Origin of the sequence: Halorubrum saccharovorum DSM 1137 (genome assembly GCF_000337915.1) — an archaeon.
Classification (GTDB): Archaea; Halobacteriota; Halobacteria; order Halobacteriales; family Haloferacaceae; genus Halorubrum; species Halorubrum saccharovorum.
The window spans coordinates 1-25,978 of the sequence record NZ_AOJE01000067.1 but is presented as its reverse complement, the minus strand read 5'-3'; the positions used below and the strand labels follow the sequence as shown (position 1 = coordinate 25,978).

Annotated in this window: 25 protein-coding genes; 8 read left to right on the top strand and 17 right to left on the bottom strand. The window is 70.0% G+C overall.

Translation table 11 applies throughout. The features are described 5' to 3' along the window. Positions 1-16: 16 nt before the first annotated feature. Together C471_RS13815 and purM are read left to right on the top strand one after the other, a co-directional pair. Positions 17-685, top strand: a complete 669-nt coding sequence (locus C471_RS13815) for a hypothetical protein (RefSeq protein WP_004050084.1) — start codon at positions 17-19, stop codon at positions 683-685. A gap of 85 nt (positions 686-770) precedes the next feature. Next, positions 771-1,802, top strand: coding sequence for a phosphoribosylformylglycinamidine cyclo-ligase (gene purM / locus C471_RS13810; RefSeq protein WP_004050082.1), 1,032 nt, complete (start codon positions 771-773; stop codon positions 1,800-1,802). Between the two features lie 502 nt (positions 1,803-2,304). Here the strand turns inward: purM and C471_RS13805 are convergent. From C471_RS13805 to C471_RS13795, 3 genes are all read right to left on the bottom strand, one after another. After that, positions 2,305-2,601: a DUF6360 family protein gene (locus tag C471_RS13805; RefSeq protein ID WP_004050080.1), complete on the bottom strand. Its 297-nt coding sequence runs from the start codon at positions 2,599-2,601 to the stop codon at positions 2,305-2,307. A 31-nt stretch (positions 2,602-2,632) separates the two neighbouring features. Beyond that, positions 2,633-4,423: a nitrite/sulfite reductase gene (locus tag C471_RS13800; protein ID WP_004050078.1), complete on the bottom strand. Its 1,791-nt coding sequence runs from the start codon at positions 4,421-4,423 to the stop codon at positions 2,633-2,635. A gap of 91 nt (positions 4,424-4,514) precedes the next feature. Further along, positions 4,515-4,820, bottom strand: a complete 306-nt coding sequence (locus C471_RS13795; protein WP_193366129.1) for a hypothetical protein — start codon at positions 4,818-4,820, stop codon at positions 4,515-4,517. A 216-nt stretch (positions 4,821-5,036) separates the two neighbouring features. Between C471_RS13795 and C471_RS18250 the strand changes: the two genes are divergently transcribed. Further along, positions 5,037-5,165, top strand: a complete 129-nt coding sequence (locus C471_RS18250; protein ID WP_004050074.1) for a hypothetical protein — start codon at positions 5,037-5,039, stop codon at positions 5,163-5,165. Further along, entirely contained in the window at positions 5,162-5,359 is a 198-nt protein-coding gene (locus tag C471_RS17235) for a hypothetical protein (RefSeq protein WP_152421914.1), read from the top strand. The genes C471_RS18250 and C471_RS17235 overlap by 4 nt, the downstream gene beginning before the upstream one ends. 58 nt (positions 5,360-5,417) lie before the next feature. Here C471_RS17235 and C471_RS13790 read toward each other — a convergent pair whose 3' ends face one another. From C471_RS13790 to C471_RS13730, 13 genes are all read right to left on the bottom strand, one after another. Further along, positions 5,418-5,957 (bottom strand): CBS domain-containing protein, encoded by a 540-nt coding sequence (locus C471_RS13790; RefSeq protein ID WP_004050069.1) that lies wholly within the window; start codon positions 5,955-5,957, stop codon positions 5,418-5,420. Positions 5,958-6,115: 158 nt separating this feature from the next. Then, positions 6,116-6,496: a DUF555 domain-containing protein gene (locus C471_RS13785; RefSeq protein WP_004050068.1), complete on the bottom strand. Its 381-nt coding sequence runs from the start codon at positions 6,494-6,496 to the stop codon at positions 6,116-6,118. 105 nt (positions 6,497-6,601) lie between these two features. Continuing rightward, positions 6,602-7,600: an isocitrate/isopropylmalate family dehydrogenase gene (locus C471_RS13780; RefSeq protein ID WP_004050067.1), complete on the bottom strand. Its 999-nt coding sequence runs from the start codon at positions 7,598-7,600 to the stop codon at positions 6,602-6,604. Next, entirely contained in the window at positions 7,597-8,253 is a 657-nt protein-coding gene (gene leuD / locus C471_RS13775) for a 3-isopropylmalate dehydratase small subunit (RefSeq protein ID WP_004050066.1), read from the bottom strand. Before leuD ends, C471_RS13780 begins: the two co-directional genes overlap by 4 nt. Then, positions 8,250-9,671 carry a 3-isopropylmalate dehydratase large subunit gene (leuC, locus tag C471_RS13770; protein WP_004050065.1) on the bottom strand — a complete coding sequence of 474 codons (1,422 nt, stop codon included), beginning with the start codon at positions 9,669-9,671 and terminating at the stop codon, positions 8,250-8,252. The genes leuD and leuC overlap by 4 nt, the downstream gene beginning before the upstream one ends. 70 nt (positions 9,672-9,741) lie before the next feature. Beyond that, the gene (gene ilvC / locus C471_RS13765) at positions 9,742-10,800 is read right to left on the bottom strand and encodes a ketol-acid reductoisomerase (RefSeq protein ID WP_004050060.1); all 1,059 of its coding nucleotides are present in this window, start codon (positions 10,798-10,800) and stop codon (positions 9,742-9,744) included. 32 nt (positions 10,801-10,832) lie between these two features. Next, positions 10,833-11,552 (bottom strand): acetolactate synthase small subunit, encoded by a 720-nt coding sequence (gene ilvN / locus C471_RS13760; protein ID WP_004050058.1) that lies wholly within the window; start codon positions 11,550-11,552, stop codon positions 10,833-10,835. Further along, positions 11,549-13,357 carry a biosynthetic-type acetolactate synthase large subunit gene (gene ilvB, locus C471_RS13755; RefSeq protein ID WP_004050056.1) on the bottom strand — a complete coding sequence of 603 codons (1,809 nt, stop codon included), beginning with the start codon at positions 13,355-13,357 and terminating at the stop codon, positions 11,549-11,551. Before ilvB ends, ilvN begins: the two co-directional genes overlap by 4 nt. 367 nt (positions 13,358-13,724) lie before the next feature. After that, complete coding sequence (locus C471_RS13750) at positions 13,725-14,927, bottom strand: LeuA family protein (RefSeq protein WP_449272106.1); 1,203 nt, start codon at positions 14,925-14,927, stop codon at positions 13,725-13,727. A gap of 291 nt (positions 14,928-15,218) precedes the next feature. Beyond that, entirely contained in the window at positions 15,219-16,028 is an 810-nt protein-coding gene (locus C471_RS13745) for an ABC transporter ATP-binding protein (protein ID WP_004050052.1), read from the bottom strand. Next, positions 16,012-16,821 carry an ABC transporter permease gene (locus C471_RS13740; RefSeq protein ID WP_004050048.1) on the bottom strand — a complete coding sequence of 270 codons (810 nt, stop codon included), beginning with the start codon at positions 16,819-16,821 and terminating at the stop codon, positions 16,012-16,014. The genes C471_RS13745 and C471_RS13740 overlap by 17 nt, the downstream gene beginning before the upstream one ends. Position 16,822: 1 nt before the next feature. Beyond that, positions 16,823-17,806, bottom strand: a complete 984-nt coding sequence (locus C471_RS13735; RefSeq protein ID WP_049909420.1) for an aliphatic sulfonate ABC transporter substrate-binding protein — start codon at positions 17,804-17,806, stop codon at positions 16,823-16,825. Between the two features lie 252 nt (positions 17,807-18,058). Further along, positions 18,059-19,618 carry a hypothetical protein gene (locus tag C471_RS13730; RefSeq protein WP_049909427.1) on the bottom strand — a complete coding sequence of 520 codons (1,560 nt, stop codon included), beginning with the start codon at positions 19,616-19,618 and terminating at the stop codon, positions 18,059-18,061. Between C471_RS13730 and ligA the strand changes: the two genes are divergently transcribed. Then, entirely contained in the window at positions 19,617-21,755 is a 2,139-nt protein-coding gene (gene ligA / locus C471_RS13725; RefSeq protein ID WP_449272105.1) for an ATP-dependent DNA ligase LigA, read from the top strand. The two genes, C471_RS13730 and ligA, sit on opposite strands and share 2 nt — an antisense overlap. A 121-nt stretch (positions 21,756-21,876) precedes the next feature. Then, the gene (locus C471_RS13720; protein WP_004050040.1) at positions 21,877-22,611 is read left to right on the top strand and encodes an MBL fold metallo-hydrolase; all 735 of its coding nucleotides are present in this window, start codon (positions 21,877-21,879) and stop codon (positions 22,609-22,611) included. Positions 22,612-22,663: 52 nt separating this feature from the next. Here C471_RS13720 and C471_RS13715 read toward each other — a convergent pair whose 3' ends face one another. After that, the gene (locus C471_RS13715) at positions 22,664-23,911 is read right to left on the bottom strand and encodes a PGF-CTERM-anchored ABC transporter substrate-binding protein (RefSeq protein ID WP_004050038.1); all 1,248 of its coding nucleotides are present in this window, start codon (positions 23,909-23,911) and stop codon (positions 22,664-22,666) included. A 62-nt stretch (positions 23,912-23,973) separates the two neighbouring features. On the opposite strand from C471_RS13715, the gene btuC reads away from it, so the two are divergent. Together btuC and C471_RS13705 are read left to right on the top strand one after the other, a co-directional pair. Beyond that, a complete protein-coding gene (gene btuC, locus C471_RS13710; protein ID WP_049909418.1) occupies positions 23,974-25,116 on the top strand; it encodes a vitamin B12 ABC transporter permease BtuC in 1,143 nt (380 codons plus the stop codon). Next, a partial coding sequence (locus C471_RS13705; protein WP_004050034.1) for an ATP-binding cassette domain-containing protein occupies positions 25,113-25,978 on the top strand: 866 nt, incomplete at its 3' end. The genes btuC and C471_RS13705, both read left to right, overlap by 4 nt.

Genomic DNA, 25,978 nt, shown 5'->3' with positions numbered 1-25,978 from the left:
TTCGTGGGGGGCGCGCATGAGCGGAAGCCTCCAGGGCCGTCGGATCGCGGGGCTCTACTTCAGCGGGGCCGAGATCCGCGACCTGCTGGTCGCGTGGCTCGCGCTCGGCGTCGCGTTCACGTTCTTCTTCGTGAACGGCACCGCCGGCTTCGACCGGCTGCTCGCGGCGGGGGTCGTCCCGCCGCTGCTGGTCGGCCTGCTCACCGCGGGGGTCGCGTTCCTCCTCCACGAGATCGCCCACAAGGTCGTCGCGGTCCACTACGACCAGGTCGCCGAGTTCCGCGCGGACAACAGCATGCTGTTCCTGGCCGTGATGAGCTCCCTCTTGGGCTTCATCTTCGCCGCGCCAGGAGCGGTCCACCACCGGGGGCGGCTGACGCCCCGCGAACACGGCCACATCGCGCTGGCGGGACCGGTCGTCAACCTCCTGCTCACGCTCGTCTTCCTGCCGGCGCTCCTGCTCGGTCCGGTCGTCGGGAGCCCGGTGCTCACCCTGATCGGCTCGCGCGGGATCGCGATCAACGTCTTCCTCGCGGCGTTCAACCTGATCCCGTACGGCCCCCTCGACGGGAAGACCGTGATCGGGTGGAGTAAGGGCGTGTGGGCCGGCTCCTTTGCCCTCTCCGTCCTGCTCACCGTCGGCCTCGTGTTCGTCGGCGGGCTCGGCTTCGGCGGGCCGTTCTGAGCCGATCATCGTCGGCCTCGGCGGTCCCGTCGATTTGCTCCGCGGGAACGGTGCGCTTTTGCTCCGCCGGCGTCCCTCGACACACATGACCGAGGGCGACGGCGGCGAGACGGGGGCCGACGAAGGAGCGACGAGCGACGCCGACGAACTCACTTACGCGGACGCCGGCGTCGACATCGACGCCAGCGAGGCGGCGACCGCGGCGCTGATCGGCGCGGTCGGCGAGGGCGAGGGCGACTACGCCGGCCTGCTCGACATCGGCGACCGCTACCTCGCGCTGGCGACCGACGGCGTCGGGACGAAGCTCCTCGTCGCCGAGGCGCTCGAAGACTACTCCACCGTGGGGATCGACTGCATCGCGATGAACGTCAACGACCTGGTCGCCGCCGGCGTCCGCCCCGTCGCGTTCGTCGACTACCTCGCGGTCGACGAGCCGGACGAGCGGTTCGCCGAACAGGTGGGCGAGGGGCTCGCGCGCGGCGCCGAACTCGCCGACATGGAGCTCGTGGGCGGCGAGACGGCCGTGATGCCCGACGTGATCAAGGGCCTCGATCTGGCGGGGACCTGCGCCGGACTCGCCGCGAAAGAGGCCGTCTTCGACGGCGAGGCGCGGCCGGGCGACGCGCTGGTCGGGTGGGAGTCGTCGGGGATCCACTCGAACGGGCTCACGCTCGCGCGCGAGGCCGCGACCCGCGACCACGCGTACACCGACCCGTGCCCGTTCGAGGGGTACGAGACGGTCGGCGAGGCCCTCTTGGAGCCGACCCGGATCTACACCGATCTGCTTGACCCGATGCGCGAGCACGGCGTGCGCGGCGCGGCCCACGTCACCGGCGGCGGGTGGACCAATCTGACGCGGCTCGGCGCGAATCGGTACGTCGTCGACGACGCCTTCGACCCCCAGCCCGTCTTCGAGTTCGTGCAGTCCGAGGGCGACGTCTCCGACGAAGAGATGCACCGGACGTTCAACATGGGGACCGGCTTCGTCGCCGCCGTGGACCCCGACGCCGCCAAGTCGCTGGCCGACGAGAGCGGCGGGCGCGTGATCGGGCGGGTGGAGGAAGGAGACAGTGAGGGCGACGAGGGGAGCGTCGCGATCCGCGGACTTGATCTGTAGGAAGAAACGGGCGTTCGGACCGACATTTCCGTTGGCGCAGTGAACACGTCCAAAGCCCCAGCCGCTCGGTTATACGTGGTTGCTGGCAGATCGGTGGCGAACACGTCCAAAGCCCCAGCCGCTCGGTTATACGTGGTTGCTGGCAGATCGGTGGTGAACACGTCCAAANAGATCGGTGGCGAACACGTCCAAAGCCCCAGCCGCTCGGTTATACGTGGTTGCTGGCAGATCGGTGGTGAACACGTCCAAAGCCCCAGCCGCGAGGACTCGCGTGGCTCGCTGCGCTCCTCGTCACTCGCTCCGCTCGTTCCAGCGGTGCTTGTGTCGCCAAGCGTCGTCCTCGCGGCTGCCCCTTTGAGTCCCACCCGCACCGCCCAGCACCGCAGCCTCATTCCTCCCCAGCCTCGCGGTTCGCGCTCTACGAGCGCTCACCGCGTCCCTCGCACGCGCTGTTCGCGCCCTTCGGGCGCTCACAGGCGCGCGCCACCGCACGGATCTCAGATCAGGAGTCGTCGTCGCCGTCTTGCGCCGCGTCGACCCTGTCCGCCGTCGACTCCAACGCCTCGGCGAGCGTCCGCGCCTGCGCGGGCGAGAGGTCGACCTCGTCGGCGTGGGCGGTGAGGTCGTCGATCGCTGTGTTGTCGAGTTCGAGTTCGAGGGTGACGTGCTCGGGGTCCTCCCGCGGCGCCGTGACGTTCACGACGCCGGGCGCGTCAGCCTCGAAGTCGTGGCCCCGAGCGCGACCGTCGACCATATCGAGCGTGGTGTAGGCGTTCACGCGGAGCAGCCGGTCGCTCATCGGCTTGCCTCCCTGTCGGTCGCTCGCATCGTCAGTCGTCCGCCGGCGTCGGCGGGGCATCCTCCATCGAGTCGTTCTCGGCGTACGGGTACCAGGTGCGCTTCGTGTTGTGCATCATCGGGTCCTCGTAGTCGGTCTCCTCGGGGTCCACGAAGGCGTCCAGTTCGTCGTCGTCGTGCCGGGCGACGAACGCGCGGAACGACTCGCCCTCGTCGCGCTCGCCGGCGAAGCTCTCGACCAGGTTCGCGATCGCGCCCGGCACCTCGTCGGCGGGCACGCGCTGGGTGACCCACCGGGCGAACTGCGGGTTCTCGCCGAGCCCCCCGCCGAGCCCCACGTCGAGCGCCTCGACCGGGTCGCCGTCCTTGCGGGTCTTCATCCCTCGCAGGCTCACGTCGGCGATCTGCGGCTGCGCGCACGAGGCCGTACAGCCGGAGAGGTGGATGTGGAACTCGTCGACGTCGTCGGGGAGGTCGACGTTGGCCTTCAGCCAGCGAGCGAACCGGACCTGCCGGTTCTTCGTCTCGACGATCGACAGCGAGCAGAACTCCGTCCCGGTACACGCGACCGAGCCGCGCATGAACGGCGAGGGGTCGGGCGAGTAATGGTCGAGCAGCGGCTCGTCGAGGAAGTCGTCGAGCGCCGCGTCGGGCACGTCGGTGACGATGACGTTCTGGCGCTGCGAGAGCCGGACCTCGCCGGAGCCGTACTCCTCGGCGAGGTCGGCCAAGTCAAGCACGTCGCTCGCGCCCATCCGCCCGACAAGCACGTTCAGCCCGACGAAGTTCCGCCCGTCCTTCTGGTCGTGGACGCCGATCAGGTCGTTGCGCTCGCCCTCGCCTGTGTTGTACGTGTACTCCTCGCGAACGTCGCGACCGGCGGTCTCGAGCTCGAAGTCGACGTACTCCGCCTGAAGCGTCTCGCGGACCTCGTCCGCGCCCCACTCGTCGACGAGGAACTTCACCCGCGCGTTGTACCGGTCCTCGCGGTCGCCGTAGTCGCGGAACAGCGCGGAGAGCCCGCCGGCCACGTCCGGCACTCGCTCCGGCGGCACCCACACGTCGATGTCGCGGGCCAGCCGCGGCTCGTTGCGCGAGAGCCCGCCGCCGACCCGGACGTTGAATCCGACTACGTCTCCGCTTTCGTCGCCGTCGCCGTCACTGTCTCCGCCGTCTCCGCCTCCCTCGACCGCCTTGTACGCGGGCTCGAACGCGAGGTCGTTGATGTCGCCCTGCCCGGAGCCGTCGGCGGAACCGGTCACTGACACCTTCCACTTCCGCGGGAGGTTCGCGTGGTCGTCGTTGCCCTTGAACGTCTCGTTGAGCTCGCGGATCACCGGCCACGCGTCGATCACCTCCTGGCCGTCCTTGCCCGCGACGGGGTTCCCGACGATGTTCCGCCAGGAGTCACCACACGCCTGCTGGGTCGAGAGGCCGTTCGCCTCCAGCTTCTCGAAGATCGCCGGCACGTCCGACAGCTCGATCCAGTGGAGCTGGATCGACTGGCGGGTGGTGAAGTCGGCGTACGCGTCGCCGAATATCGGGTTCACCCCGGGACCGCGGGCGTACTCGTCGGCGATCTCGCCGACGGTCCGGAGCTGTCCCGGTTCGAGCACGCCGTTCGGGGTCCCGATCCGCATCATGAAGTACCCCTCCTGTCCGTTCCGCTGGTGGTACAGACCCCACCACTTGAACCGCTCGAACCACGCGTCCCGCTCGTCGTCCGGGATCGAGTCGTAGCCCTCCTCGGCGAACTCGAACAAGCGGTCGCGGATATCGTTGCCGTACACCTCCGATTTCCAGTTCTCGACGTCCGTTGGCATCGATCCGGTCTACACCCGACGCCCACATAGGCGACCGCGTCGAGTCAACGTTCCCCGGTGCCCCACCGATGTGGCACGTGTTGCCGTTTCCTCAGCGCCGCACGCGACGGACCGCAGAGCGGTCGAGTCCGGCGAACTCACCCCCGCGAACCCGCCCGATCGGGACCCAACCGGTCGTCCCCGTCGCCCCGCACGCGATACACTGGCCGTAGACCCGCGCCTCCACGGTCGACCCGTCGACGCCGACCGACTGGAAGTTTTCGACGACCAGGTCCGCGAGCGCGCACTCGCAGAGATCCGGCGCGTCGAGCCGCCACAGTTCGCTGACTCGCACTTCCCGGCTGTCGTTGACGGAGATCCACGCCCCGTCGTCGAGGACGCGCAAACGAGTGGTCACACCCCTTCTTCGCCCGCGACCGCCCAATGGGTGACGGTGGTCGCAAGCGGCGACAGTTTCGATGACGCCGTGAGATCGCAAAACCGACCGACTGCGCCGAGGTGACGTGTGAAAGTATCTTCCGCACTACCGGACACGAAATCCGGTATCCACGAGTAGTGGTTCGATTTACATGTGTGACGGGACTTATGGCGCGTGTCCGCTTACGTCGGTGTGATGACCGATTCGGTTCCCGACTCTACCGGCGATCCGCCCGACAGCCCGATCGACGACCGCGAGTACCGACAGCACGCGTCCGCGGACGTGGCGCCCGAGCTCTTCGACGACACTCCGGAGGGACGATGACGCAGCGAAGCAATCACCACATGACCGACGACGAACGAGAAGCGGACGAGGCCGATCGGCGGGGAGAAGAGGCGGACGCGGAGGGAGAGACGGACACCGAACCCGACGACGGCACGGGCCACCTCGACGACATCGAGGACGGCGCCGGCTGCACGGAGATCTGGGAGCGACTCTCTGAGCGCCGGGAGGGGTGACACCTCGCGATCGCGCGGGTGCCCCCGCGGGAACGGTTCCGGTCGGCCCGAATTCCTCCTACGACAGGTGCGCGGCGATGTCCGCCTCGGTGATGATCCCGACCGTCTCGCCGCCGTCGGTCACCATCACGGCCTTGTAGTGGTCGAGTAAGTTCCGGACCTCGTCGACGGTCGCTCCGGGCGCGACGGTGGGGAACGACTCGCTCATCACTTCGCTGACCGGGTGATCGCCCACGTTCTCGCCGGCGTGGACCACGTCGCCCTGACTGATCGAGCCGACCGGAACGCCGTTCTGTAACACCGGGAGCTGCGAGTACGCCTCTTCCTCCATCAGGTCGACCGCCTCGCGTACCGCGTCGTCGGGCGCGACGCTTATCACCGTCTCGTTCATCAGGTCGCTCGCGCGGACGACCTCGCCCTCCGCCTCCTGTAACGCGTTGACGATCCGCCGGAGCGTCGAGAGCCGCGGGTCGACGTCGCCGCCTTCGATCCGCGCGATCAGCGGCTGTGAGACCTCGGCGGCGTCCGCGAGTTCGCTCTGCGTCAACTCCAGCGTCGTCCGCTGCTCTCGGAGGTCCTGCGGCGTCGGGAGTTCCATACGGTGGATAACTAGGGGTTATTAGAAAAGGTTTCGGCAACGACCGATATCGCGGCCGCGCCGTCAGCCTCGCCCGCGCTCTCGACGATGCGACGCCGTCGAGAGACTCGGCCCGTCGGCCGCGCCGACCGGCCCGGGGGTCGGCCGTCGGAGAGGCTTTACTCCCCGGCGTCGACGTCGGCGTCCTCCTCGTCGCCCTCGGTCTCGATGACTTCGATGACCTCAAGGGGGACGTCGCGGAGCGCGCCGCCGACCTCGCTTTTCGCGATCCGCTCGGCGTGCTCCTCGCTGTCGGCGTTGAAGATGTCGATCTCTAAGAGGAGCCCGACCAAGGCGGTGTTCGCGGCGAGGAACGCGGCGTCGAACGGCTCCCCGCAGACCGGACAGCCGGTGACGCCGGGCTCGACCTCGACGTACTGCTTGTCCGTCTCGTTGAGTCGCTTTCCGGCTTCGCTGACCGCGACGCCGATGGCGTCGTCGGTCTCCTCGACGTCACGGACCAACCAGGCTGCTTCCATCGCGACTTCGTAGTTACTCATACGCGATCCGACGGGCCGCAGGGTTTCCTTTCTTGTGGTTCGCCCGCGGCCACGCGCCTCGATCGCACGACGACGGAAGCGGCCCGGTGCGCCCGAGCCCGCGGCCTACAGCCGGTCGACGACCGCCGCGGTGACCTCGTCGGTGGTCGCGTCGCCGCCGAGGTCCCCGGTTCGCGGGCCGTCGGAGAGCACGCCCTCCACGGCGTCGCGCACTCGCTGGCCCTCCTCGACGTGCCCGAGGTACTCTAACAGCATGGCCGCCGACAGGATCGCCGCGGTCGGGTTCGCGATCCCCTCGCCCGCGATGTCGGGCGCGGTGCCGTGGACCGGCTCGAACAGCGCGTTGTCGTGGCCGATGTTCGCCGACGGGAGCAGTCCGAGCCCGCCGACCAGCCCGGCGGCCAGATCGGAGAGCACGTCGCCCGCGAGGTTCGGACAGACGATCACGCCGTACTGCGTCGGGTCCAGCGGGAGCTTCGTCGCGAACGCGTCCATCAGCTCCTCGTCGGCGTCGACGCCGCGCTCGTCGGCGACCGCCAGTACCTCCTCGCGGAACCGGCCGTCCGTCTCGCGCATCACGTTCGCCTTGTGCGCGACCGTGAACCCCTCGTCGGGATCGCCGGACGGCCCTCGCCCGTCCTCGACGAACTCGCAGGCGTACTCCGCCAGTTCGCGGGAGGCCGACGAGGTGACGACCCGCGTCAGCGTCGAGAGGTCATCGGAGAGCCGGTCCTCGTGGCCGGCGTAGACGCCCTCGGTGTTCTCGCGCAGGAAGACCACGTCCGTCTCCGGACGGACGGCGTCGACGCCGGGATACGCCTTGGCGGGCCGGACGTTGACGAACGAGTCGACCGCCTCGCGCAGCGGGAGGATGACGTCGGCGGCCGTCTCGCCTGCCGCGCCGAACAGCGTCGCGTCCGCGTCGGCCGCGAGGTCGTAGGTCTCGGCGGGGAGCGCCGCTCCCGTCCGCTCTTCCACCGCGTCGCCCGCCTCGGCCTCGACGAACTCGAAGTCGACGGGGAGCGCCTCCAGTACCTCGACGGCGGCCGGGACGACCTCGCGGCCGATCCCGTCGCCTTCGATGACGACGACCTCGTGGCTCACGCCTCGTCCCCCGGGATGTGCTCCGCCGGCACGTACGGGAGCGACCGGGCGGTCTCGCGGACCGCGCCCTCGTTCGCGCCCATCAGCGCCGTGGTGTCCCAGACCCCCTCGACGAGCGCCTTCCGCTGTGCGTCGTGGACCGTCGCGTCGATCACGGTGTCGCCGTAGGTGATCGTCTCTTCGGCCACGTCGATGTCGACCTCGGCGTCGGGGTTGGCCTCGACGTAGTCCTGCAGCGCCTCGATGTCCTCCTGGTCGGCCGTGACCGTCGGGACGCCGAGCGCGAGGCAGTTGCCAGCGAAGATCTCCGCGAACGACTCGCCGACGACGGCGTCGATCCCCCAGCGCATCAGCGCCTGCGGGGCGTGCTCGCGCGAGGAGCCGCAGCCGAAGTTGGCGTTGACGACCAGCACGTTCGCGCCCCGGTATTTCTCCTCGTTGAAGGGGTGGTCCTTCTCGTTGTCGTCGTCGTCGAACCGCTGATCGAAGAAGGAGAACTGGCCCAGGCCGTCGAAGGTGACGACCTTCATGAACCGCGCCGGGATGATCTGGTCGGTGTCGATGTCGTTGCCCCGGACCGGGATCCCGGTGCCGGAGACCTCGGTGACCTTCTCCGCCGGCGCCTCGCCGTCGCTGAACTCGGGCGAGCTCATACGGTCGCCACCTCCTCCATCTCGCGGACGTCGGTGACCTCGCCGGTCACCGCCGCGGCCGCGACCATGATCGGACTCATCAGCACGGTGCGCCCGTCCTTCGAGCCCTGCCGCCCGACGAAGTTCCGGTTCGACGAGGAGGCGCTCGCCTCGTCGCCCACCAACTGGTCGTCGTTCATCCCGAGACACATCGAACAGCCGGGCTCGCGCCAGTCGAATCCGGCCTCTTTGAACACCTCGTCGAGCCCCTCGGCCTCGGCGGCGTCGCGGACCCGCTGACTTCCGGGGACGACCATCGCGCGCACGTCGTCGTCGACCTCGCGGCCCTCGACGAACGCCGCGGCCTCGCGGAGGTCCTTCAGGCGCGCGTTGGTACACGAGCCGAGGAACGCCACGTCGATGTCGTACCCCTCCATCGTGTCGCCGGGCTCGACGCGCATGTGCTTTTGCGCGCGTCGCGCCGTGTCGCGGTCCTCCTCCGGCAGGTCGTCGGGGTCCGGGATCGGCTCGGTGATGCCCGCCGTCTGGCCGGGCGTGGTCCCCCACGTGACGGTCGGCTCGATCGCCGAGCCGTCGATGGTGACCACGTCGTCGTACTCGGCGTCGTCGTCGGTCCGGATCGACTCCCAGTAGGGCTTCAGCCGCTCGAACTTCTCGGGGTCGTCGGCGAAGGCGTCCGTCCCCTTCAGCCACTCGTAGGTGGTCTCGTCGGGATTGACGTACCCCGCGCGGGCGCCGCCCTCGATCGACATGTTACAGATGGACATCCGTCCCTCCATCCCCAGGTCCTCGATGGCCTCGCCGGCGTACTCGTACACGTGGCCGACGCCGCCGTCAGTCCCGAGCTTCCCGATGATCGTCAGGATGACGTCCTTCGCGGTGACGCCCTCGCCGAGCTCGCCCGTGACCTCGATCTTGCGGACCTTCTGTTTCTCCATCGCGACGCAGCCGGTCGCCAGCACGTCGCGGATCTGCGAGGTGCCGATGCCGAACGCCAGCGCGCCGAACGCGCCGTGCGTCGACGTGTGCGAGTCGCCGCAGACGATCGTCATCCCCGGCTGAGTGAGCCCCTGCTCCGGGCCGATGACGTGGACGATCCCCTGATCGCCGGAGTCCGGGTCGGAGAACTCGATGCCCGAGCCGCGGACGTTCTCCTCTAACTCCGCCATCATGCTCTCGGCGGCCTCGTCGCGGTAGGGCCGATCGCGGTTCCCGGTCGGCACGATGTGATCGACCGTCGCGTGCGTGCGCTTCGGGAACGCGACCTCCTGGCCGCGCTCCTTCAGCATGCCGAACGCCTGCGGGCTGGTGACCTCGTGGACGAGGTGGAGCCCGACGAACAGCTGGTCCTGTCCGGTCGGTAGCCGCGTCACCTTGTGCCGGTCCCAGACCTTGTCGTACAGCGTTCCCTCGCTCATCGGGACTCACCCGCGTGGCGCGTGGACCGCGTGGTCTCACAGGACCGGTTCGCGTCGCCGCGTACGCCCATCAGGCGGTCACCTCGGCGCTCTCCTCCTCGTCCTCTTCGCCCTCGTCCTGCCACGCGAACAGGCCGCGCAGCTCCTCGCCGACGGCCTCGATCTCGTGGTTCTTCTCCGCGGTCCGGAGCTGCGTGTAGGAGGGCCGTCCCGCCTGGTTCTCGGAGATCCACTCGCGGGCGAACTCGCCGTTCTGGACCTTCTCTAAGACTTCCTCCATGTTCTCGCGGGCGTGCTCGTCGACGACCACGTCGCCCTGCGTGAGCCCGCCGTACTCGGCGGTGTCGGAGACGGAGTCCCACATCTCGCCGAGCCCCCCCTCGTACATCAGATCGACGATGAGCTTCAGCTCGTTGAGACACTCGAAGTACGCCATCTCCGGGGAGTAGCCGGCGTCGACCAGCGTCTCGTACCCCTGCTTCACCAGCGAGGTGACGCCGCCACAGAGGACGGCCTGCTCGCCGAACAGGTCGGTCTCGGTCTCCTCGCGGAACGACGTCTCGACGACGCCGGCGCGGGTACAGCCGATCGCGGCGGCGTACGCAAGCCCCTCGTCGTGGGCGTCGCCGGTCGCGTCCTGGTACACCGCCAGCAGGCCGGGCGTCCCCTCGTCGTTCTCGTAGTTGCGGCGGACGAGGTGGCCCGGCGACTTCGGCGCGACCATCGTCACGTCGACGTCCTCGGGCGGCTGGATCTGGTTGTAGTGAATGTTGAACCCGTGCGCGAACTGGAGCGTGTCGCCCGCGTCCAGGTTCGGCTCGACCGCGTTCTCGTACACGTCCGGCTGGACCGTGTCGGGCACGAGCACGCTCACGATGTCGGCCTCGGTGGCCGCGTCGGCGGGGGTCTCGACGCGGAGCCCGTCGCTCTCGGCGGCGGATCGCGAGGAGCTGTCCTCGCGGAGGCCGACGATCACGTCGACCCCGCTCTCGGAGAGGTTCTGCGCGTGCGCGTGGCCCTGCGAGCCGTAGCCGAGCACGGCCACGGTTTTCTGGGCGATCGCCTCCTCGTCCGCGTCTTCGTCGTAGTATACTGTCGAGTCGAACGTCTGCGTGTCGTCTTCGGTCATGTGTATCGTATGTGTTCGCGTGTGTTCGCGTGTCAGTCGTCGTGCGTGGTCGGTTCGCCGGCCGTTCCGGGCTTCTCTCCGGGCGCCGTCGGCGTGTTGCCGCGCGCGAGGGCGGTCGGCCCCGTGCGCGCGATCTCGACGATGCCGAACCGCTCGAAGGCGCCGATCGCGTTGTCGATGCTAGCGTTGTCGCCGGTGAGCTCGACGGTGATCGTCTCCGGGCCGGCGTCGACGGTCCGGCCGTCGTACATCTCGGAGACGGCATGGACCGCGGCTGGGTCGTCCGCCTCCACCTTCAGGAGGACGAGCTCAGAGGTGACCGCGTCGCCGGCGACCTCGCCGACCGAGATGACGGGCTTCAGCTTCGCCATCTGCTTTTCGATCTGGTCGATGCCGGGGTCCGTCTCCTCGACGACCATGGTGATCCGCGAGTGGCCGTCCACGGTCGTCGGGCCGACGGTGAGGCTCTCGATGTTGAACTGGCGGCGGGAGACGAGCCCCGAGACGCGCGCGAGCACGCCCGGCTCGTCCTCCACCAGCGCCGAGATGACGGCGCGGCGGGACTCGTGTTCCGCTTCGACGACGGGGTCGATGCGGATCCCTTCGAGGTTCCGTCGCCCCTCGGGGTGGTCGCGCTCCTCGGGGGCGGGCTGTTCGCTCGGCGCGGGCCGGGAGTCGGCCCCGGGAGCGCCGGTGTCGGAGGCGGAGCCGCCGTCGGTCGCCGGCCGGGAGTCGGACGAGTCGCCGCTCATAGCTGGTCCTCCGCGGTGGCGAACTTGCCGTTCGCACCGCCGCTCGGCACCATCGGCAGGACGTTCTCCTCCGGGTCGACGTGGAAGTCGATCACGGCCGGCCCGTCGTAGTCGAGCCCCTCCTCGACAGCGGGCGCGACCTCGTCGTAGTCGTCGACGCGGAGGCCCAAGGCGCCGAACGCCTCGGCGAGCTTGTCGAACTCGGGCATCCACGTGTAGTCGGAGGCCATGTGGCGGCCCTCGTAGAAGGCGTCCTGCCACTGGCGCACCATCCCGATGTACTCGTTGTTCAGCACCGCGATCGTGATGTCGAGGTCCTCGCGGACCGCCACCGACAGCTCCTGCATCGTCATCAGGAAGGAGCCGTCACCGTCGAAACACACCACGTCGCGGTCCTGCTCGCCCATCGTGTCGGCCGCGACGCGCGCGCCGACGGCGGCGGGCACGCCGTATCCCATCGTTCCCAGCCCGTGCGAGGAGACCCACGTCCGGGGCTCAGAGTACGTCCAGTACTGGGACGCCCACATCTGGTGTTGTCCGACGCCGGTCGTCACGATGGTGTCGTCGTCGGTCGCCTCGTCGAACGCCTCGACGACGAACTGCGGCTTCAGCGGCTCGTCGTCCGGCGTGGCGTACGTGAGCGGGTACGTCTCCTTCCACTCCGCGCAGCGCTCGCGCCACGCCTCGGCGTCGGGCGCCTCGCGGACCGCCGCGGTCAGCTGGTCGAGGACGCGCCCCGCGTCGCCGATCAGCGGGTAGTCGGCGTGGACGTTCTTGCTTATCTCCGCCGGGTCGATGTCGACGTGGACGACCTCGGCCTCCGGCGCGAACGTGTCGATCCCGCCCGTCAGCCGGTCGTCGAACCGGGTGCCGACCGCGATCAGGCAGTCGGTGTGGGTGATCGCCATGTTGGCGTAGCCGGTGCCGTGCATCCCCGCCCACGAGAGACAGAGGTCGTCGTCCTCGGGGAACGAGCCGATTCCGGGCATCGTCGTCGTCACCGGGATCCCGTACGTTCGCGCGAAGGTGCGCGCGGCGTCGCTCGCGTCCGCCTTGATCACGCCGCCGCCGAACAGGCAGACGGGGCGTTCGGCCGCCTCGATCGCTCGGGCGGCCTCCTCGACCGCGTCGGCGTCGGCGTTGGGATCGGGGTCAGTGCCGGCCGGCGGCGTCGCCGGGCCGGGCGTCTCGTCCGTCTCTGCCTGCGTCACGTCCTTCGGCAGGTCGACGAGCGTCGGCCCGGGGCGGCCCGCGCGCGACAGCTCGAACGCCTCGCCGACGGTGTCGCCGACGCTGTCTGCGCCGTTCGCGAAGTAGTTGTGCTTCGTGATCGGGCGGGTGACGCCGACCGTGTCGGTCTCCTGGAACGCGTCGTTGCCGACGAACTCGGTCGGCACCTGCCCGGTCAACGCTAACATTGCGTCCGAGTCCATGTCGGCGTCGGCGATGCCGGTGACGAGGTTCGTCGCGCCCGGCCCCGAGGTCGCCAGACAGAGGCCCGGCTCGCCGGCCACGACGCCGTAGGCGTCGGCGGCGTGGGACGCCCCCTGCTCGTGCGCCATCGTCACGTGGCGGATCGAGGAGTCGTACAGCGCGTCGTACACCGGCATGATCGCGCCGCCCTGCACGCCGAAGGCCGTCTGTGCGCCGGCGGCCTCCAGCGCGGCGACGACCGACTCGGCGCCGGTCGACACCGATCCCGCGGCGGGACCGTCGGTGTCGACCGGATCGTCGGCGTCGGCCGCGGTCGGGTCGTCTCCGTCCTCCGCGTCGTCCTCTCGTGGCTGTGCTGCTGTGTCGCTCATTGTCGTGGTGGTGTTCGGTGGTGCATCTCGGGAATGTGAGACTCGGTCGGTCCGAACGCCGGGGCGCCGGGCGGGGAACGATCCGCCCGTCGGCGTTCGTCGATGCGTGGCGTCGGTGAGGAAGGGGTAGTGTAGGGGGTTATACCCCTACAATGATCGGCGCGACGGCTCCGGCGACGTCGGCTGTCGTCGGGGTCTCGGTGTGCCGTCGCATCTCGGCTCCACCAACGCGGCCGAGGTATAAATCCCTGTCGGGGAGCGTTCCCGGCGGACCGGTTCCGGGGGACGGGTCGGATCGGGTGATCGACTCCGTCCGCGCGACCGCGCGGCGGTCGCTCGGCGGGCTCCCCGTTCAGGGAGGCGGCCATCAGATCCGGACCTCCTCCTCGCGGTCGATGTCCGCCTCCTCGGCGAATCGCTCGACATCGCCGGCGGTCACCTGACGCTTGCCGGAGCCGTACTCCTTGACGCGTTTGGTGATCCGCCGGACCTCGCTGTCACTCGGGTCGAAGCCGGCCTCCACCAGGTGCTTGCGCACGCTGTGGGTGCCGGTGTGTTTCCCGAGCACGAACTCGCGTTCGGCCCCGACCATCTCGGGTGTCATCACGCCGGTCTCGAACGTGTCGGCGTTCTCGATGACGCCCGCCGCGTGGATGCCCGACTCGTGGGCGAACGCGTTCCGCCCGGTGACGGGCTTGTTCGCCGGCACCGGGATGTCCGAAGCCTCCTCGACGATCCGGGCCAGCTTGGTGATCTGGGTCGTGTCGATGCCGGTATCGACGCCGTACACCGATTCGACCGCCATCACGACCTCCTCGTAGGCGGCGTTGCCGGCGCGCTCGCCGATCCCGTTGACCGACACCTGCGCCTGCTCCGCGCCGTTCTCGAAGCCGGTGACCGCGTTCGCCGCGGCCATCCCGAAGTCGTCGTGGGTGTGCACGTCGACGCGGGCGTCGGTCGCCTCGACGACCGCCTTCACCGTCTTCCCGAAGCTGGTCGGCATCGCGACGCCGCACGTGTCCGGGATGTTGATCCAGTCGGTGCCCGCGTCCGAGACCGCCTCAACGATCTCCCGCAGGTAGTCGGGGTCGGTCCGCGTCGCGTCCATGGGCGAGAACATACACTCGACGCCGGCGTCTTTCACCTGCTCGACGGCGGCGACGGCGCGCTGTTTCGCCTCCTGCCGGGTCGCGTGCATCGAATCCTCCAGCTGTACGTCGCTGGTGGAGACGAACACGTGGACCATCTCGACGCCGGAGTCGACGGCGGCGTCGATGTCGCCCTCGACGACCCGCGCCAGCCCGCAGACGGTGGTGTCCGTCGCGGCGGCGATGTCGCTCACGGCCTCGAACTCCGCGTCCGAGTTCACCGGGAACCCCGCCTCGATGACGTGGGTGTTCATGTCGTCCAGCGTCGCCGCTATGCGGCGTTTCTCGTCGTAGCTGAACGATGTACGTGGTGACTGTTCACCGTCTCGTAACGTCGTGTCGAAGATCCGTACAGGACCGATATCGATGTTAGAAGCTATCGTGCCCTGGAAGAACTCGATCCGCCGGGGTGTCCGACGAATCCTCCGTGATGTCTGTCATCGACTGACGAAAGCACGGTCGAGAACTTAACACTTGTGCCGATCGCAAAAACGACCCGGCTGAAGGGGCCCGAGATTCGAGCGTCGATTCCGAAAACCGCAGTACATCAACGGGATCGAACGGCCTTATACACATAATACACACACCGAGGCGGTCGGTGTGATGTGGTTTCGGAACCCGGTTCATAAGCCGAATCGACGTTCGTTTCGTTCCGTGCGGGGCCGGCGCGCGGCCGGCGCGCGGCGATCGACCCCAAGAAGGTCGAACGCCGATCAGACGCCGAGCGCGTCCGTGATCTCGCGGCGGGCCGCGAGCAGCGCCTCGTCGGTCCGCTCGCGCGGCCGGTCCGCCTCCACGTCGACGACGGTCTCCACGGTGCCGGGCTGACCGCCGAGCACGACGACGCGGTCCGCGAGGTACGCCGCCTCCTCCACGTCGTGGGTGACGAGGGCGACCGTCGCCCCGCGCTCGCGCCACACGTCGAGCAGGTTGTCCTGCTGTTCGTACTTCGTCAGCTGATCGAGCGCGGAGAACGGCTCGTCGAGCAGCAGCACCTCCGGCTCGTAGGCGAGCCCGCGCGCCAGCGAGACGCGCTGGGCCATCCCGCCCGAGAGCTCTCCCGGACGGCTCTCGGCGAACCCGTCGAGACCGACCGTCTCGATCAGGCCGTCGACGCGGTCGCGCGCGGCGGGGTCGTCGGGGTCGACATCGGCCGGGAGCCCGACCGCAATGTTCTCTCGCACGTCCGCCCACGCGAGCAGGCGCGGCTCCTGAAACACCATGCCGACCGCGTCGCTGCCGCCGTCGCGCACGTCGACCCCGTCGACTGCCGCGCGTCCCTCGAACCGCTCCTCTAACCCGGTGAGGACGCGCAGCAGCGTCGACTTCCCGCAGCCGGAGGGGCCGACGACAGCCACGAACTCACCGCCGTCGATCGCGAGGTCGACCTCGTCGAGCGCGACGGTGTCGCCGTAGCGCTTCGTGAGCCCGCGGACCGCGAGCGCCGGGTCCGCCGCCGGGTCCTCCGAGCCGAGCGTCGCCTCCGCGGGATCGCGCTTCGACGCCTCACCAGTCGACGGCACGCTTTTCCACCTCCTTGACGGCGAGGTCCGAGAGGTTCCCGAAGAAGGCGAACAGCAGGATCGAGCCCACGATGATGTCCGGCCGGGCGAGCACCCGCCCGTCGCTCATCAGGAAGCCGATCCCCTGGCTCGCCGCGATCAGTTCCGCGGCGACGACGAACATCCACGCCAGCCCGACGCCGCCGCGGATCCCGACGAGCAGGCTCGGCACCGCGGCCGGAAACACGACCCGCCGGAGCGACTCGAACCGACCGAGGTCGTACACCTCGGCCACCTCGATCAGGTCCTCGCTCACGTTGCCGATCCCCGTCGAGAGGTTGAGGTAGACCGGAAAGAACGCCCCGACCGCGATGAGCAGCACCTTCGCGCCCTCGCCGATGCCGAACCACAGCAGGAACAGCGGCACCCACGCCAGCGAGGGGATGTTCTTGAGGCTCTGCAAGAGCGGGTCGAGCAGGTCCTCCGCGAGCCCGTACAGCCCCGTTACCGTTCCGAGAACGATCCCGACGCTCACGCCGAGGAGCGTCCCGAAGAACACGCGCTGGAGCGTGATGGCGATGTGGCCCCACAGCTCGCCCGTGGCCGCCATCCCGTAGAGCGTCTCGACCACGCGGAGGGGCTGGGGGAGCTGATGGGCCGCGAACACGCCCGTCGCGACCAGCAGGTGCCAGACGACGACGAGGGCCGCCGGCACGACCAGTCCGAGCAGCCATCGGAACCGGTCGGCGTCCGGGAGCGCGCCGGCGAGGGCGGAGCCGACGTCGCCGGTCTCGGTCTCCCGCGTTGTCGCCATCTCACTCGCCTCCCGCGGCGTCGGCCGCGAACTCGGAGTCGAGCAGGTCGTCGATGCTCCCCTGTGGATCGGCGCCGTCGGTGACGAGCCCCTCCTCTTGGAGGATCGGCGCGAGGTCCGACAGCAGATCTCGGTGGGCGTCGCCCGGAATCGGCTCCGAGAGGTCGTTCCGTTGGGTGAACACTCGCTCCGCGACCGGCTGTGACATGTCCGACTCGCTCGCGAGGATCGACGCGGTCTCCTCGGGGTTGGCGATCGCCCACTCGCGGCCGCGCTCGTAGGCGTCGATCACGCGCCGGGCGTCCTCCGGGTGGTCCGCGAGGAACCCGTCGAGGAAGTTCAGGAACCCGTAGGTGTTGTACGCGGGCTCGCGGAAGAACAGCTCCGCACCGTCGTGTTCCAACTCCAGTTCGGCCATGTGGGGGTCGAGCCCCGCCCACGCGTCCACGTTGCCCTGCACCAGCGAGGACTGCCCCTCGGGGTGCTGGAGGTGGACGACCTCCACGTCGTCCTCGCTCATCCCGGCGTCATCGAGCGCCTGCAGGAGGAAGAAGTACGGGTCGGTCCCTCGGGTCGCGGCGACCCGCTTGCCCTCCAGATCGGCGACAGACTCGATACCGCTCTCCTCGAAGGTGACGAGCGCGGTCCACTCCGGCTCGGAGTAGATGTACGGCGTCGTGATCGGGACGCCGTTCGACCGGGCCATCAGCGCCGCGATCCCGGCGGTGGAGGCGACCTCGGCCTCGCCGCTCTGGGAGTACTCGTTCGCCTGGTTGCTGCCGAGGCTCAGCACCCACTCGATCTCCACGTCGGTGTCGGTGAACGCCTCCGCCATCCACCCTTTCTCCCGTAACACGAGGCTGACCGGGTTGTAGTAGGCGTAATCGACCGTTACCGTCCGAGAGTCGCTCCCGCCAACGCAGCCGGCGAGCAGCGATCCGCCGATCGCCGCGCCGGTGCCGCTGAGGAACTGTCTTCGCTCCATCATACCACCTCGTACCGGTCCCACTCATAAGGTAATATGGCTATCGAGAATATTCAGCTGCACCTATGATGTTTTGTAGTTATAAAACCTGGTGCGTGAGACACAGACACAGGGGCTAATCGGCCGCTTCGAAGGCTCTGTCCGCCTCATACGCGATCGAACCGCAACTCAGTCGTCGAGACGGGTCAAAGCCGCCGTTCCCGAATCCGGAACCGATTGCCGGTTTATTCGGATCGACGCCGATTCGGCGCCTCAGTCACCGTTCGTCCACGCGGAGAAGCCGCCCTCGATCAGCGTCTCGGCCTGTCGGTCGATGTACTCGCGTTGGGTGTCGTGGACCGCCGTCTCGAAGTCGTCGCCGGCGTCGAGGCGCTCGCGAACCCGGTCTCGCTTCCAGCTCGCCGGCGTCGTCCGGTTCGCCACCCGCCACCGGAGCGGAGCGAGCCACGCGGCCGCCTCTTCCTCGGGGCAGCCCGCGGTCCGGAGCCCCGCCTCGGCGTGGTCGAGGAGGTCCGCGTACAGCGCGTCGACGTCGGTGGTTCGCTCCCCGTCGAGTCCGATCCACTCGATCTCCGCGTCGAGCCCGTCGGCGACCGCGGCGTAGAAGTTGTCGCGCGCGGTCTCCCAGTCGAGCCCGATGACGGGGTGTTCGCGCTGCGGGAGCGCCTGCATCAGCCCGGCGAACGCCCCCTGGAAGGCGATCGAGTCGCGGACGGTCGGCTGGCCCGGAATCGGTCGGAACTCGATCCGAGCGTTGGCGCTCGACCGGCTCGCGCCCTCGAAGACCGGGCGGACCCACCGCCAGTAGCTGCCGTGTTTCGTCCGGAACGTCGCGAACTCGTCGTCGAACCGGTCGGTACCGTCGGGTTCCGGCATCGGGATCAGCGTCTCGTCGGCCGCGATCCGGTCGACCGCGGTCTCGACGTCGTGGAACTCCCGCGGGAACCGGACCTTGCCCCTGTCGGTGCGCGCGTTGAGCACCGACTCGAAGACGTGGATCCGGTTCTCCGTCGCGCCCTCCGCGAGGACGCGCTCGCCGTCCCAGTCGTCGTCGTACAGGTCCGGCGGGAAGAGGGGGGAGTTGACCCCGAGCGCGAGCAGGGGACCGGCGATCCGGAGCGCGTACCGGAAGTGCCGGGGAAGGGTCTCGGCCTGCGCGACCTGATAGTGCGGCTGTATCGACGTGATGAGGCTCTCCGGCATCACCGTGTCCGCCGGCAGCGACACCCCCGGCGCCTCGACGGCCGTCCCGAGCGCCTCGTCGTCTCCCGCGTTCGCCATCGCGTGGTACCGCACCGCGTCGCTCATGTTGACGGCGACGGTGACCCCGTCGACGTCGACGCTGTCGGTGAGATACTCGCGGGCCGTCTCGCCCGCCGGCGGAATGGTCCAGAGACCGTCCGAGACGAGCCGCATCCCCTCGACGCCGGCGGTGTTCTCCGCGGCGTCCAGCCGCGCCCTGACCTCAGCGAGCTGCGCCCGGAGCCCGTGGTCGGAGAGCGGCTGCGGGCTCGTCGACATCTCGGCGTTGTGGAGCCCGAGCTCCTTTTCGAACCCCATCAGCTCCAGCAGTCGGCGGGGGACCCGCATCAGGGCGTACTCGCCCGCCCGCGACTCCTCGCTCCACCGCCCGTCGGCGACCGCGTAGAACTCGTACTCGAAGCCGACGATCGACTGGTGGTTGTCGAAGGCGCCGTCGCGGAGCGCCTGCTTGACGACCTCCGCCTCCTCCTCGGCGCGGGCGTCGAACTCCTCGGAGTCGACCGCGAGCGCCTCGCGGACTCCGTCGGCGAGGGCGGACTCGGTGCTCATGGGACGGTCGACGACCGCCCCCAGTAAAAAGGCCTGCGCCCGATCGGCGGCGTGGGAGCGGTCGGCACGCGGTCCGTCTGCCCCGGGTCCGACCCGTATCGCGGCGCTTTTGCCGAGCGATCGCCGACTCCGCGCATGGAGTTCGCAGCGTTCGCCGACCGGGCGGAGGGCCTGGCGGCCGAGCCCGCCGACATCGAGACGATCCGGCTCGTCGCCGACCTGTTCGCGGTGGCCGGAGGTCGTGGGGGAAGCGGCGAGAACGACGACGCCGAGGGCGACGAGAACCACGACGCCGAGGGCGACGAGAACCACGACGCCGAGGGCGACGAGAACCACGACGCCGAGGGCGACNGAGAACCACGACGCCGAGGGCGACGAGAACCACGACGCCGAGGGCGACGAGAACCACGACGCCGAGGGCGACGAGAACCACGACGCCGAGGGCGACGGTCTCGCGACGGTCGTCCGCTTCCTGCTCGGTCGCGTCTTCCCGGCGCACGACACCCGGACGCTCGACGTGGGGCCGGCGCTCTGTCGCGAGGCGATCGCCCGCGCCGCGGGGCCGAACGTGACCGCGGCCGACGTGGAAGCGCGGCTGGCGGAGGCGGGCGAGATCGGCGCGGTCGCCGCCGGCTTCGAGTTCGGCGGCCAGCGCGGCCTCGCCGCCTTCGGCGAGGGGCGCGACCAGCTCTCCGTCGCCGCGGTCGACGCGGAGCTACGAGAGCTGGCGGCCGCCGCCGGGGACGGCAGCGAGTCCCGAAAACGCGACGCGCTGTTCGGGCTGTTCAACCGGTGCGAGCCGGCCGAGGCGAAGGTGCTCGCCCGGCTCGTCCTCGGCGAGATGCGGCTCGGCGTCGGCGAAGGGGCGGTCCGCGACGCGATCGCGGAGGCGTTCCTCGCGGACAGCGAAGCCGCTGCACCCGAGTCCGAGAGCGGTAACGGTGGCTCGACCCTCCGCGCCGGCGACGAGGCGGTCGCGGCCGTCGAGCGCGCGCTGCAGGTGACTAACGACTACGGGCACGTCGCGGTCCTCGCCCGCGACGAGGGGCTCGTCGGCCTGCGCGCCGAAGGGCTGGCGGTCGGTCGACCGGTCCAGGCGATGCTCGCGCAGGCCGGGACGGCGACCGACGCGGTCGAGGCGTTCGGGGAGGTCGCCGTCGAGACCAAATTCGACGGCGCGCGCGTGCAGGTCCACTACGTGCCCGAGTCTTCTGTCGAGGGCGAAGACGGGACCGGCGGCAACGTTTCCGACGACGACTCCGGCGGCGACGGACTCGGCCCGCGGATCTACTCGCGGAACATGGACGACGTGACCGACGCGCTCCCGGAGGTCGTCGAGTGCGTCGAAGCGCGCGTCTCCGTCCCGGTCATCCTCGACGGCGAGGTCGTCGCGATCGACGACGACGGCGACCCGCTCCCGTTTCAGGAGGTGCTGCGTCGCTTCCGGCGGAAACACGATGTCGACCGGATGCGCGAGGAGGTCGGGCTCCGGCTCCACGCGTTCGACTGCCTCCACGCGGACGGCGAGGATCTGCTGGACGAGCCGCTCCGCGCCCGTCACGACCGACTCGTCGAAGTCCTGCCCGACGCGGCCGCGGGCGTCGAGTTCGCGGACGACCCGGCGGCGATCGAGGCCGCGGAGGCGGCCGCCCTCGCCGCGGGCCACGAGGGCGTGATGCTGAAGAACCCGGAATCGGCGTACACCCCCGGCGACCGCGGCCGAGACTGGCTGAAGCGCAAGCCCGACGTGGAGACGCTCGACGCCGTCGTGATCGGCGCGGAGTGGGGCGAGGGGCGCCGTGCAGAACTGTTCGGGACGTTCCTGCTCGGTGTACGGGCGGGGGACGACGAATTCGCGACCATCGGCAAGGTCGCGACCGGGCTCACCGACGAGGAGCTCGCCGACCTCACCGAGCGGCTGGAGCCGCACGTGGTGAGCGAGGACGGGACCGAGATCGCGATCCGCCCCGAAGTCGTCCTCGAAGTGGGGTACGAAGCGATCCAGACCTCGCCGACGTACTCGTCGGGCTACGCCCTCCGATTCCCGCGGTTCGTCGGCGTGCGCGAGGACAAGTCGGTCCACGACGCCGACTCGCTGGAACGCGTCACGCGCCTCGCGGGCGACGGGACGGAGTGAGGGCTTCCGCCGGCGAGGGGACGCGGAACGGAGTGAGGGCTTCCGCCGGCGACGGGACGCGAGACGGAGTGACGCGGGAGAGATAGCCACTCTCAAGACACCCGCGGCCGGAGCCCCGCGTATGACGGTCCATTACGACGGCTTCACGGTGGAGTGGCTCGGCTACGCGACGGCGCGGCTGGAGCCCGAGGACGGCCCCGTCGCCTACACGGACCCGGGGCGATACGGCGTCCTCGACGACTACTGGGCTCGGGACGGAGACCTCGTCGTCGTCACCCACGACCACCACTACGCCCCCGAGGGGATCCGGTCGGTCGCGCGGGAGGACGCGACGCTCGTGATCTACGAGGCGGTCGACCCCGCGAGGATCGACCGGGACGTGGAGTCGATCGAGTCGCTCGCCGACGACTACGACGTGATTCGGGTCGACGACGAGGCGCGCGTCGACGTGGCGACCCCGGCCGGCGAGGTCGCGGTCTGGTCGGTCGCCGCGCACAACGATCCGGAGGGGCCCAACGCCGGCCCCGACGGCTCGGTGATCCACCCGCCGGGATTCGGCTGCGGGTTCCTGCTCGGACTCGGCGACCGCACCGTCTTCTGGCCGGGCGACTCCGACGCGTTCGACGGGTTCGCGGAGCTCGACGTCTCGATATTCCTCGCGAACATCGGCGGCGGGGGGCTCGTCTCCGACCGCCACGCCGCCGCGGACCTCGCCGAGGCGATGGACCCGGATCTGGTCGTCCCTATCCACTACGACACGTTCGACCGGCTAGAAGCCGACGGCGAGGCGTTCGCGGGCGACGTGGCCGCGCGCTCGATCCCGGTCGCGCTCGACGCGCACTCGGCGAACCAGTAGCGCGTCAGTGAAAAGGAGCCGCCGCGAGCGCCGCGACCAGGGCGGGGACCCCCTACGAGCGCGCGATCAGCGCCGCCGCGAGCGCCGCGACCAGGGCGGTTACGACGCCGAAGCCGGGCGCTTGGCTCTGCGAGCCGTCCTCCCCGTCGCTCGTCCCGTCCTCTCCGTCGTTCGTCCCGTCCTCTCCGTCGTTCGTCCCGTCCTCTCCGTCGTTCGTCCCGTCCTCCCTGTCGTCTCCATCCGCGGCGCCGTCCTCGCCGTCGGTGCCGTCGCTCCCGTCACTGCCGTCCTCGCCGTCGGTCGTCTCTCCGTCCCCGGTCTGTAGCTCCTCGACGGCGGTCGCGAGCGTCCCGGTCGACTCGATCACGCTGCGCGGGGCCGGTTGGTTGAGGTAGTTCACGTTCATCACGACGTAGTTGCCCTCGACGCCCGCGGTCGTGCTGGCGTACGGCTCCTCGTCCAGGATCGGCGCCTCGGGGTCGGTGACGAGGATGATCTCGGGGTCGGTCTGGAGGATGATCTCGTTCGAGAGCTGCGGGTAGCCGTCGCCCTCCGCGGCGGCGACGTTGTCCACGCCGCCGATCTCCATGATCGAGTTGATGAAGGTGTTGTCCGCGGCGACGTAGCCGTCGCCGAGCGGGTACAGCGCGGCGGGGCGGTCGAGGTCGGCGGTCCGGTTCTCGGCGTCCGCGACGGCCTGATTCATCTCCGCGTTCGTCTCGGCGGCGGCCTCGCAGTTCCCGACGAGCCGCCCGGTCGTCTCCGTCTTCTCCGCGATGTCCTCGACCGAGGTCGCCGCGGCGAAGTGGTACACCGTGAGGTTCTGCCCGCGGAGCGTCTCCGCCGTGCTCGCCGACGACGCGTTCGGGACGAGCACGAGGTCCGGCTCGGTGCCGACGACGCGCTCGACGCTGACGCCGAAGCCCTCTGCCGAGACGTTCGCCCGATCGCCCGCCCCGTCGAGGTAGGCGGCGTACTGCGTCACGCCGACGACGCGGTCCCGCGCGCCGATCTCCCAGAGCGTCTGCGCGGCCGACGGGTTGGTCGTCGTGATCCGCTCTGGCCGCTCGTCGAGCGTGACCGTCGTTCCCGTCGCGTCCGTCAGCTCGACGGGGAATCCGCAGGTGTCGCCGTCGGAGCCGTTCGCCTGCGGGACCGCGGACCCGTCGACCGCGTGCGCGGTCGGCGTCGTCTCCGTCGTCTCGATCGTCGGCTGTGCGCCCGCGGCCGAACCCGCGACGCCGCCCGCGAGGGCGGTCGTCACGAGCAGGGCCATCGCGATGGCGTACCTGTCTCGCATCGGGTCGACGACGAGGCTCGTCCAATAAGTATTTACCTACTACAAATTTTGTTGAAGAACGAATGAGTGTCTGGCGACGGTCGGCGGGATGGTCCGCCGCGCTAGCGGCTGCGCTTTCCGCCGTGGTGATCGCGAGCGCCGCGATCGGTCCCGTCCGTATCCCGCCGATCGAGGTGGTGAAGGCGGTGTTGAACGCGCTCGTCGTCCCGGCCGGGATCGAGACGACCTCGCAGGGCGTCGGGCCGCTCACGCTTCCGGGCGTCACCCTCGCGTACCGGTCGCCGTTCGCGTTCCCCGTCGACGGCGTGCATCAGCAGATCGTCGTCGGCGTCCGGCTCCCGCGGATCCTCATGGGCGCGCTCGTGGGGTTCGCGCTCGCGGCCGCCGGTACGGTGATGCAGGGGTTCTTCCGGAATCCGATGGCGGACCCGTCGATCATCGGCGTCTCCTCGGGCGCGGCGGTCGGCGCGGTCGCGTTCATCGTCTTCCCCGCCGCGCTGTCGGCGACGCTGACGCTCCCGGTGGTCGGCGCGGTCGACCTGGGGCTCTCGTACGGCGCCGGAGTGAGCTTCTTCGCGTTCGTCGGGGCGCTCGTCGCCGCCTTCGGCGTGTACGCCATCGCGACGCGACACGGGCGGACCCCGGTCGCGACCCTGTTGCTCGCCGGCGTCGCCGTCCAGACGTTCCTCGGCGCGGTCATCTCGTACCTCCAGCTGCAGGCCGGCGAGTCGCTCCGCCGGATCGTCGCGTGGCTGATGGGTCACCTCTCCGGCGCCGCGTGGAGCGACGTCGCCGTCACCGCGGTCGTGGTTCCCCCGCTGTTCGCCGTCCTGCTGGTGTACGCCCGCGACCTCAACGTCATGCTGCTCGGCGAGGAGGAGGCCCGGGGGCTGGGCATCGCGGTCGAGCGCACGAAGCGGATCCTGCTCGGCGCCTCGGCGCTGATCACGGCCGCGGGCGTCGCGTTCGCGGGGGTCATCGGCTTCGTCGGCCTGATCGTCCCGCACATGCTCCGGCTGGTCGTCGGCCCCGATCACCGCGTCCTGCTCCCGAGCGCCGCGCTCGCTGGCGGGTCGTTCCTCGTCGCCGCCGACACGCTCGCGCGGGCCGGGAGCACCGAGCTCCCCGTGGGAATCGTCACCGCCGCCGTCGGGGCGCCCTTCTTCGTCTACCTGCTCGTGACACGGGAGGTGCACGAGCTGTGACGGCCGAGTCGCCCGCCGCCGGCGACGGCCCGGACTCCGTTCCGGCCGCCGACGGCTCCGAGTCCCTTCCGGCCGACGACGACACAGAGAGGTCCCCGATCGAGGTCAGCGATCTCGCGGTCTCCTTCGGCGACGTGCCGGTCGTCTCCGGGGTGGACCTCCGGGTCGAGCGCGGGTCGCTCGTCGGGCTCGTCGGCCCGAACGGCGCGGGCAAGACGACGGTCCTCCGGGCGATCAAGGGGACGCTCTCGCCGGACGCGGGCGAGGTTCGGCTCGGCGGCGCCCCCGCCGAGTCGCTCTCCGCGCGTGAGGCCGGGCGGCGGGTCGCTAGCGTCCCGCAAGAGACGAACCTGGCGTTCGACTTTCGGGTGCGCCAGATCGTCGAGATGGGGCGGACGCCGCACCTCGGCCGGTTCGACGGTCACGGTCCCGACGACGAACGGGCCGTCCGCGAGGCCATGGACGCGGCCGGGGTCGCTCGCTTCGCCGACCGGGCGATCACGGAGGTCTCCGGCGGGGAGCGCCAGCGGGTCCTGCTGGCGCGGGCGCTGGCGCAGGAGACCCCGTCGCTGCTGCTCGACGAGCCGACCGCGAGCCTCGACGTGAACCACGCGGTCCGGACCCTCGAACTCGTCAGGGACCTCGTCGACGACGGCCGCGCCGCGCTCGCGGCGATCCACGACCTCGACGTGGCGGCGCGGTACTGCGACGAGATCGTCGTCCTCGCGGACGGCGGCGTTCGGGCGGCCGGCCGGCCCGAGGAGGTGTTGACGGCGCGGACGCTCCGAGACGCCTTCGACGCCGAGGCCTTCGTCGGGGGGAATCCCTGTCTCTTATACACATCTCTGAGCGGGCTGGCAAG

Coding starts and splice junctions, on each gene's coding strand:
- purM (WP_004050082.1), top strand. CDS start 771: ATGACCGAGGGCGACGGCGGCGAGACGGGGGCCGACGAAGGAGCGACG.
- C471_RS13790 (WP_004050069.1), bottom strand. CDS start 5,957: ATGGAACTCCCGACGCCGCAGGACCTCCGAGAGCAGCGGACGACGCTG.
- leuC (WP_004050065.1), bottom strand. CDS start 9,671: ATGAGCGAGGGAACGCTGTACGACAAGGTCTGGGACCGGCACAAGGTG.
- C471_RS17235 (WP_152421914.1), top strand. CDS start 5,162: ATGACGCAGCGAAGCAATCACCACATGACCGACGACGAACGAGAAGCG.
- ilvC (WP_004050060.1), bottom strand. CDS start 10,800: ATGACCGAAGACGACACGCAGACGTTCGACTCGACAGTATACTACGAC.
- C471_RS13740 (WP_004050048.1), bottom strand. CDS start 16,821: ATGGCGACAACGCGGGAGACCGAGACCGGCGACGTCGGCTCCGCCCTC.
- C471_RS13805 (WP_004050080.1), bottom strand. CDS start 2,601: ATGAGCGACCGGCTGCTCCGCGTGAACGCCTACACCACGCTCGATATG.
- ilvB (WP_004050056.1), bottom strand. CDS start 13,357: ATGAGCGACACAGCAGCACAGCCACGAGAGGACGACGCGGAGGACGGA.
- C471_RS18250 (WP_004050074.1), top strand. CDS start 5,037: ATGACCGATTCGGTTCCCGACTCTACCGGCGATCCGCCCGACAGCCCG.
- C471_RS13800 (WP_004050078.1), bottom strand. CDS start 4,423: ATGCCAACGGACGTCGAGAACTGGAAATCGGAGGTGTACGGCAACGAT.
- btuC (WP_049909418.1), top strand. CDS start 23,974: ATGAGTGTCTGGCGACGGTCGGCGGGATGGTCCGCCGCGCTAGCGGCT.
- C471_RS13720 (WP_004050040.1), top strand. CDS start 21,877: ATGACGGTCCATTACGACGGCTTCACGGTGGAGTGGCTCGGCTACGCG.
- C471_RS13730 (WP_049909427.1), bottom strand. CDS start 19,618: ATGAGCACCGAGTCCGCCCTCGCCGACGGAGTCCGCGAGGCGCTCGCG.
- C471_RS13735 (WP_049909420.1), bottom strand. CDS start 17,806: ATGGAGCGAAGACAGTTCCTCAGCGGCACCGGCGCGGCGATCGGCGGA.
- leuD (WP_004050066.1), bottom strand. CDS start 8,253: ATGAGCTCGCCCGAGTTCAGCGACGGCGAGGCGCCGGCGGAGAAGGTC.
- ilvN (WP_004050058.1), bottom strand. CDS start 11,552: ATGAGCGGCGACTCGTCCGACTCCCGGCCGGCGACCGACGGCGGCTCC.
- C471_RS13815 (WP_004050084.1), top strand. CDS start 17: ATGAGCGGAAGCCTCCAGGGCCGTCGGATCGCGGGGCTCTACTTCAGC.
- C471_RS13785 (WP_004050068.1), bottom strand. CDS start 6,496: ATGAGTAACTACGAAGTCGCGATGGAAGCAGCCTGGTTGGTCCGTGAC.
- C471_RS13715 (WP_004050038.1), bottom strand. CDS start 23,911: ATGCGAGACAGGTACGCCATCGCGATGGCCCTGCTCGTGACGACCGCC.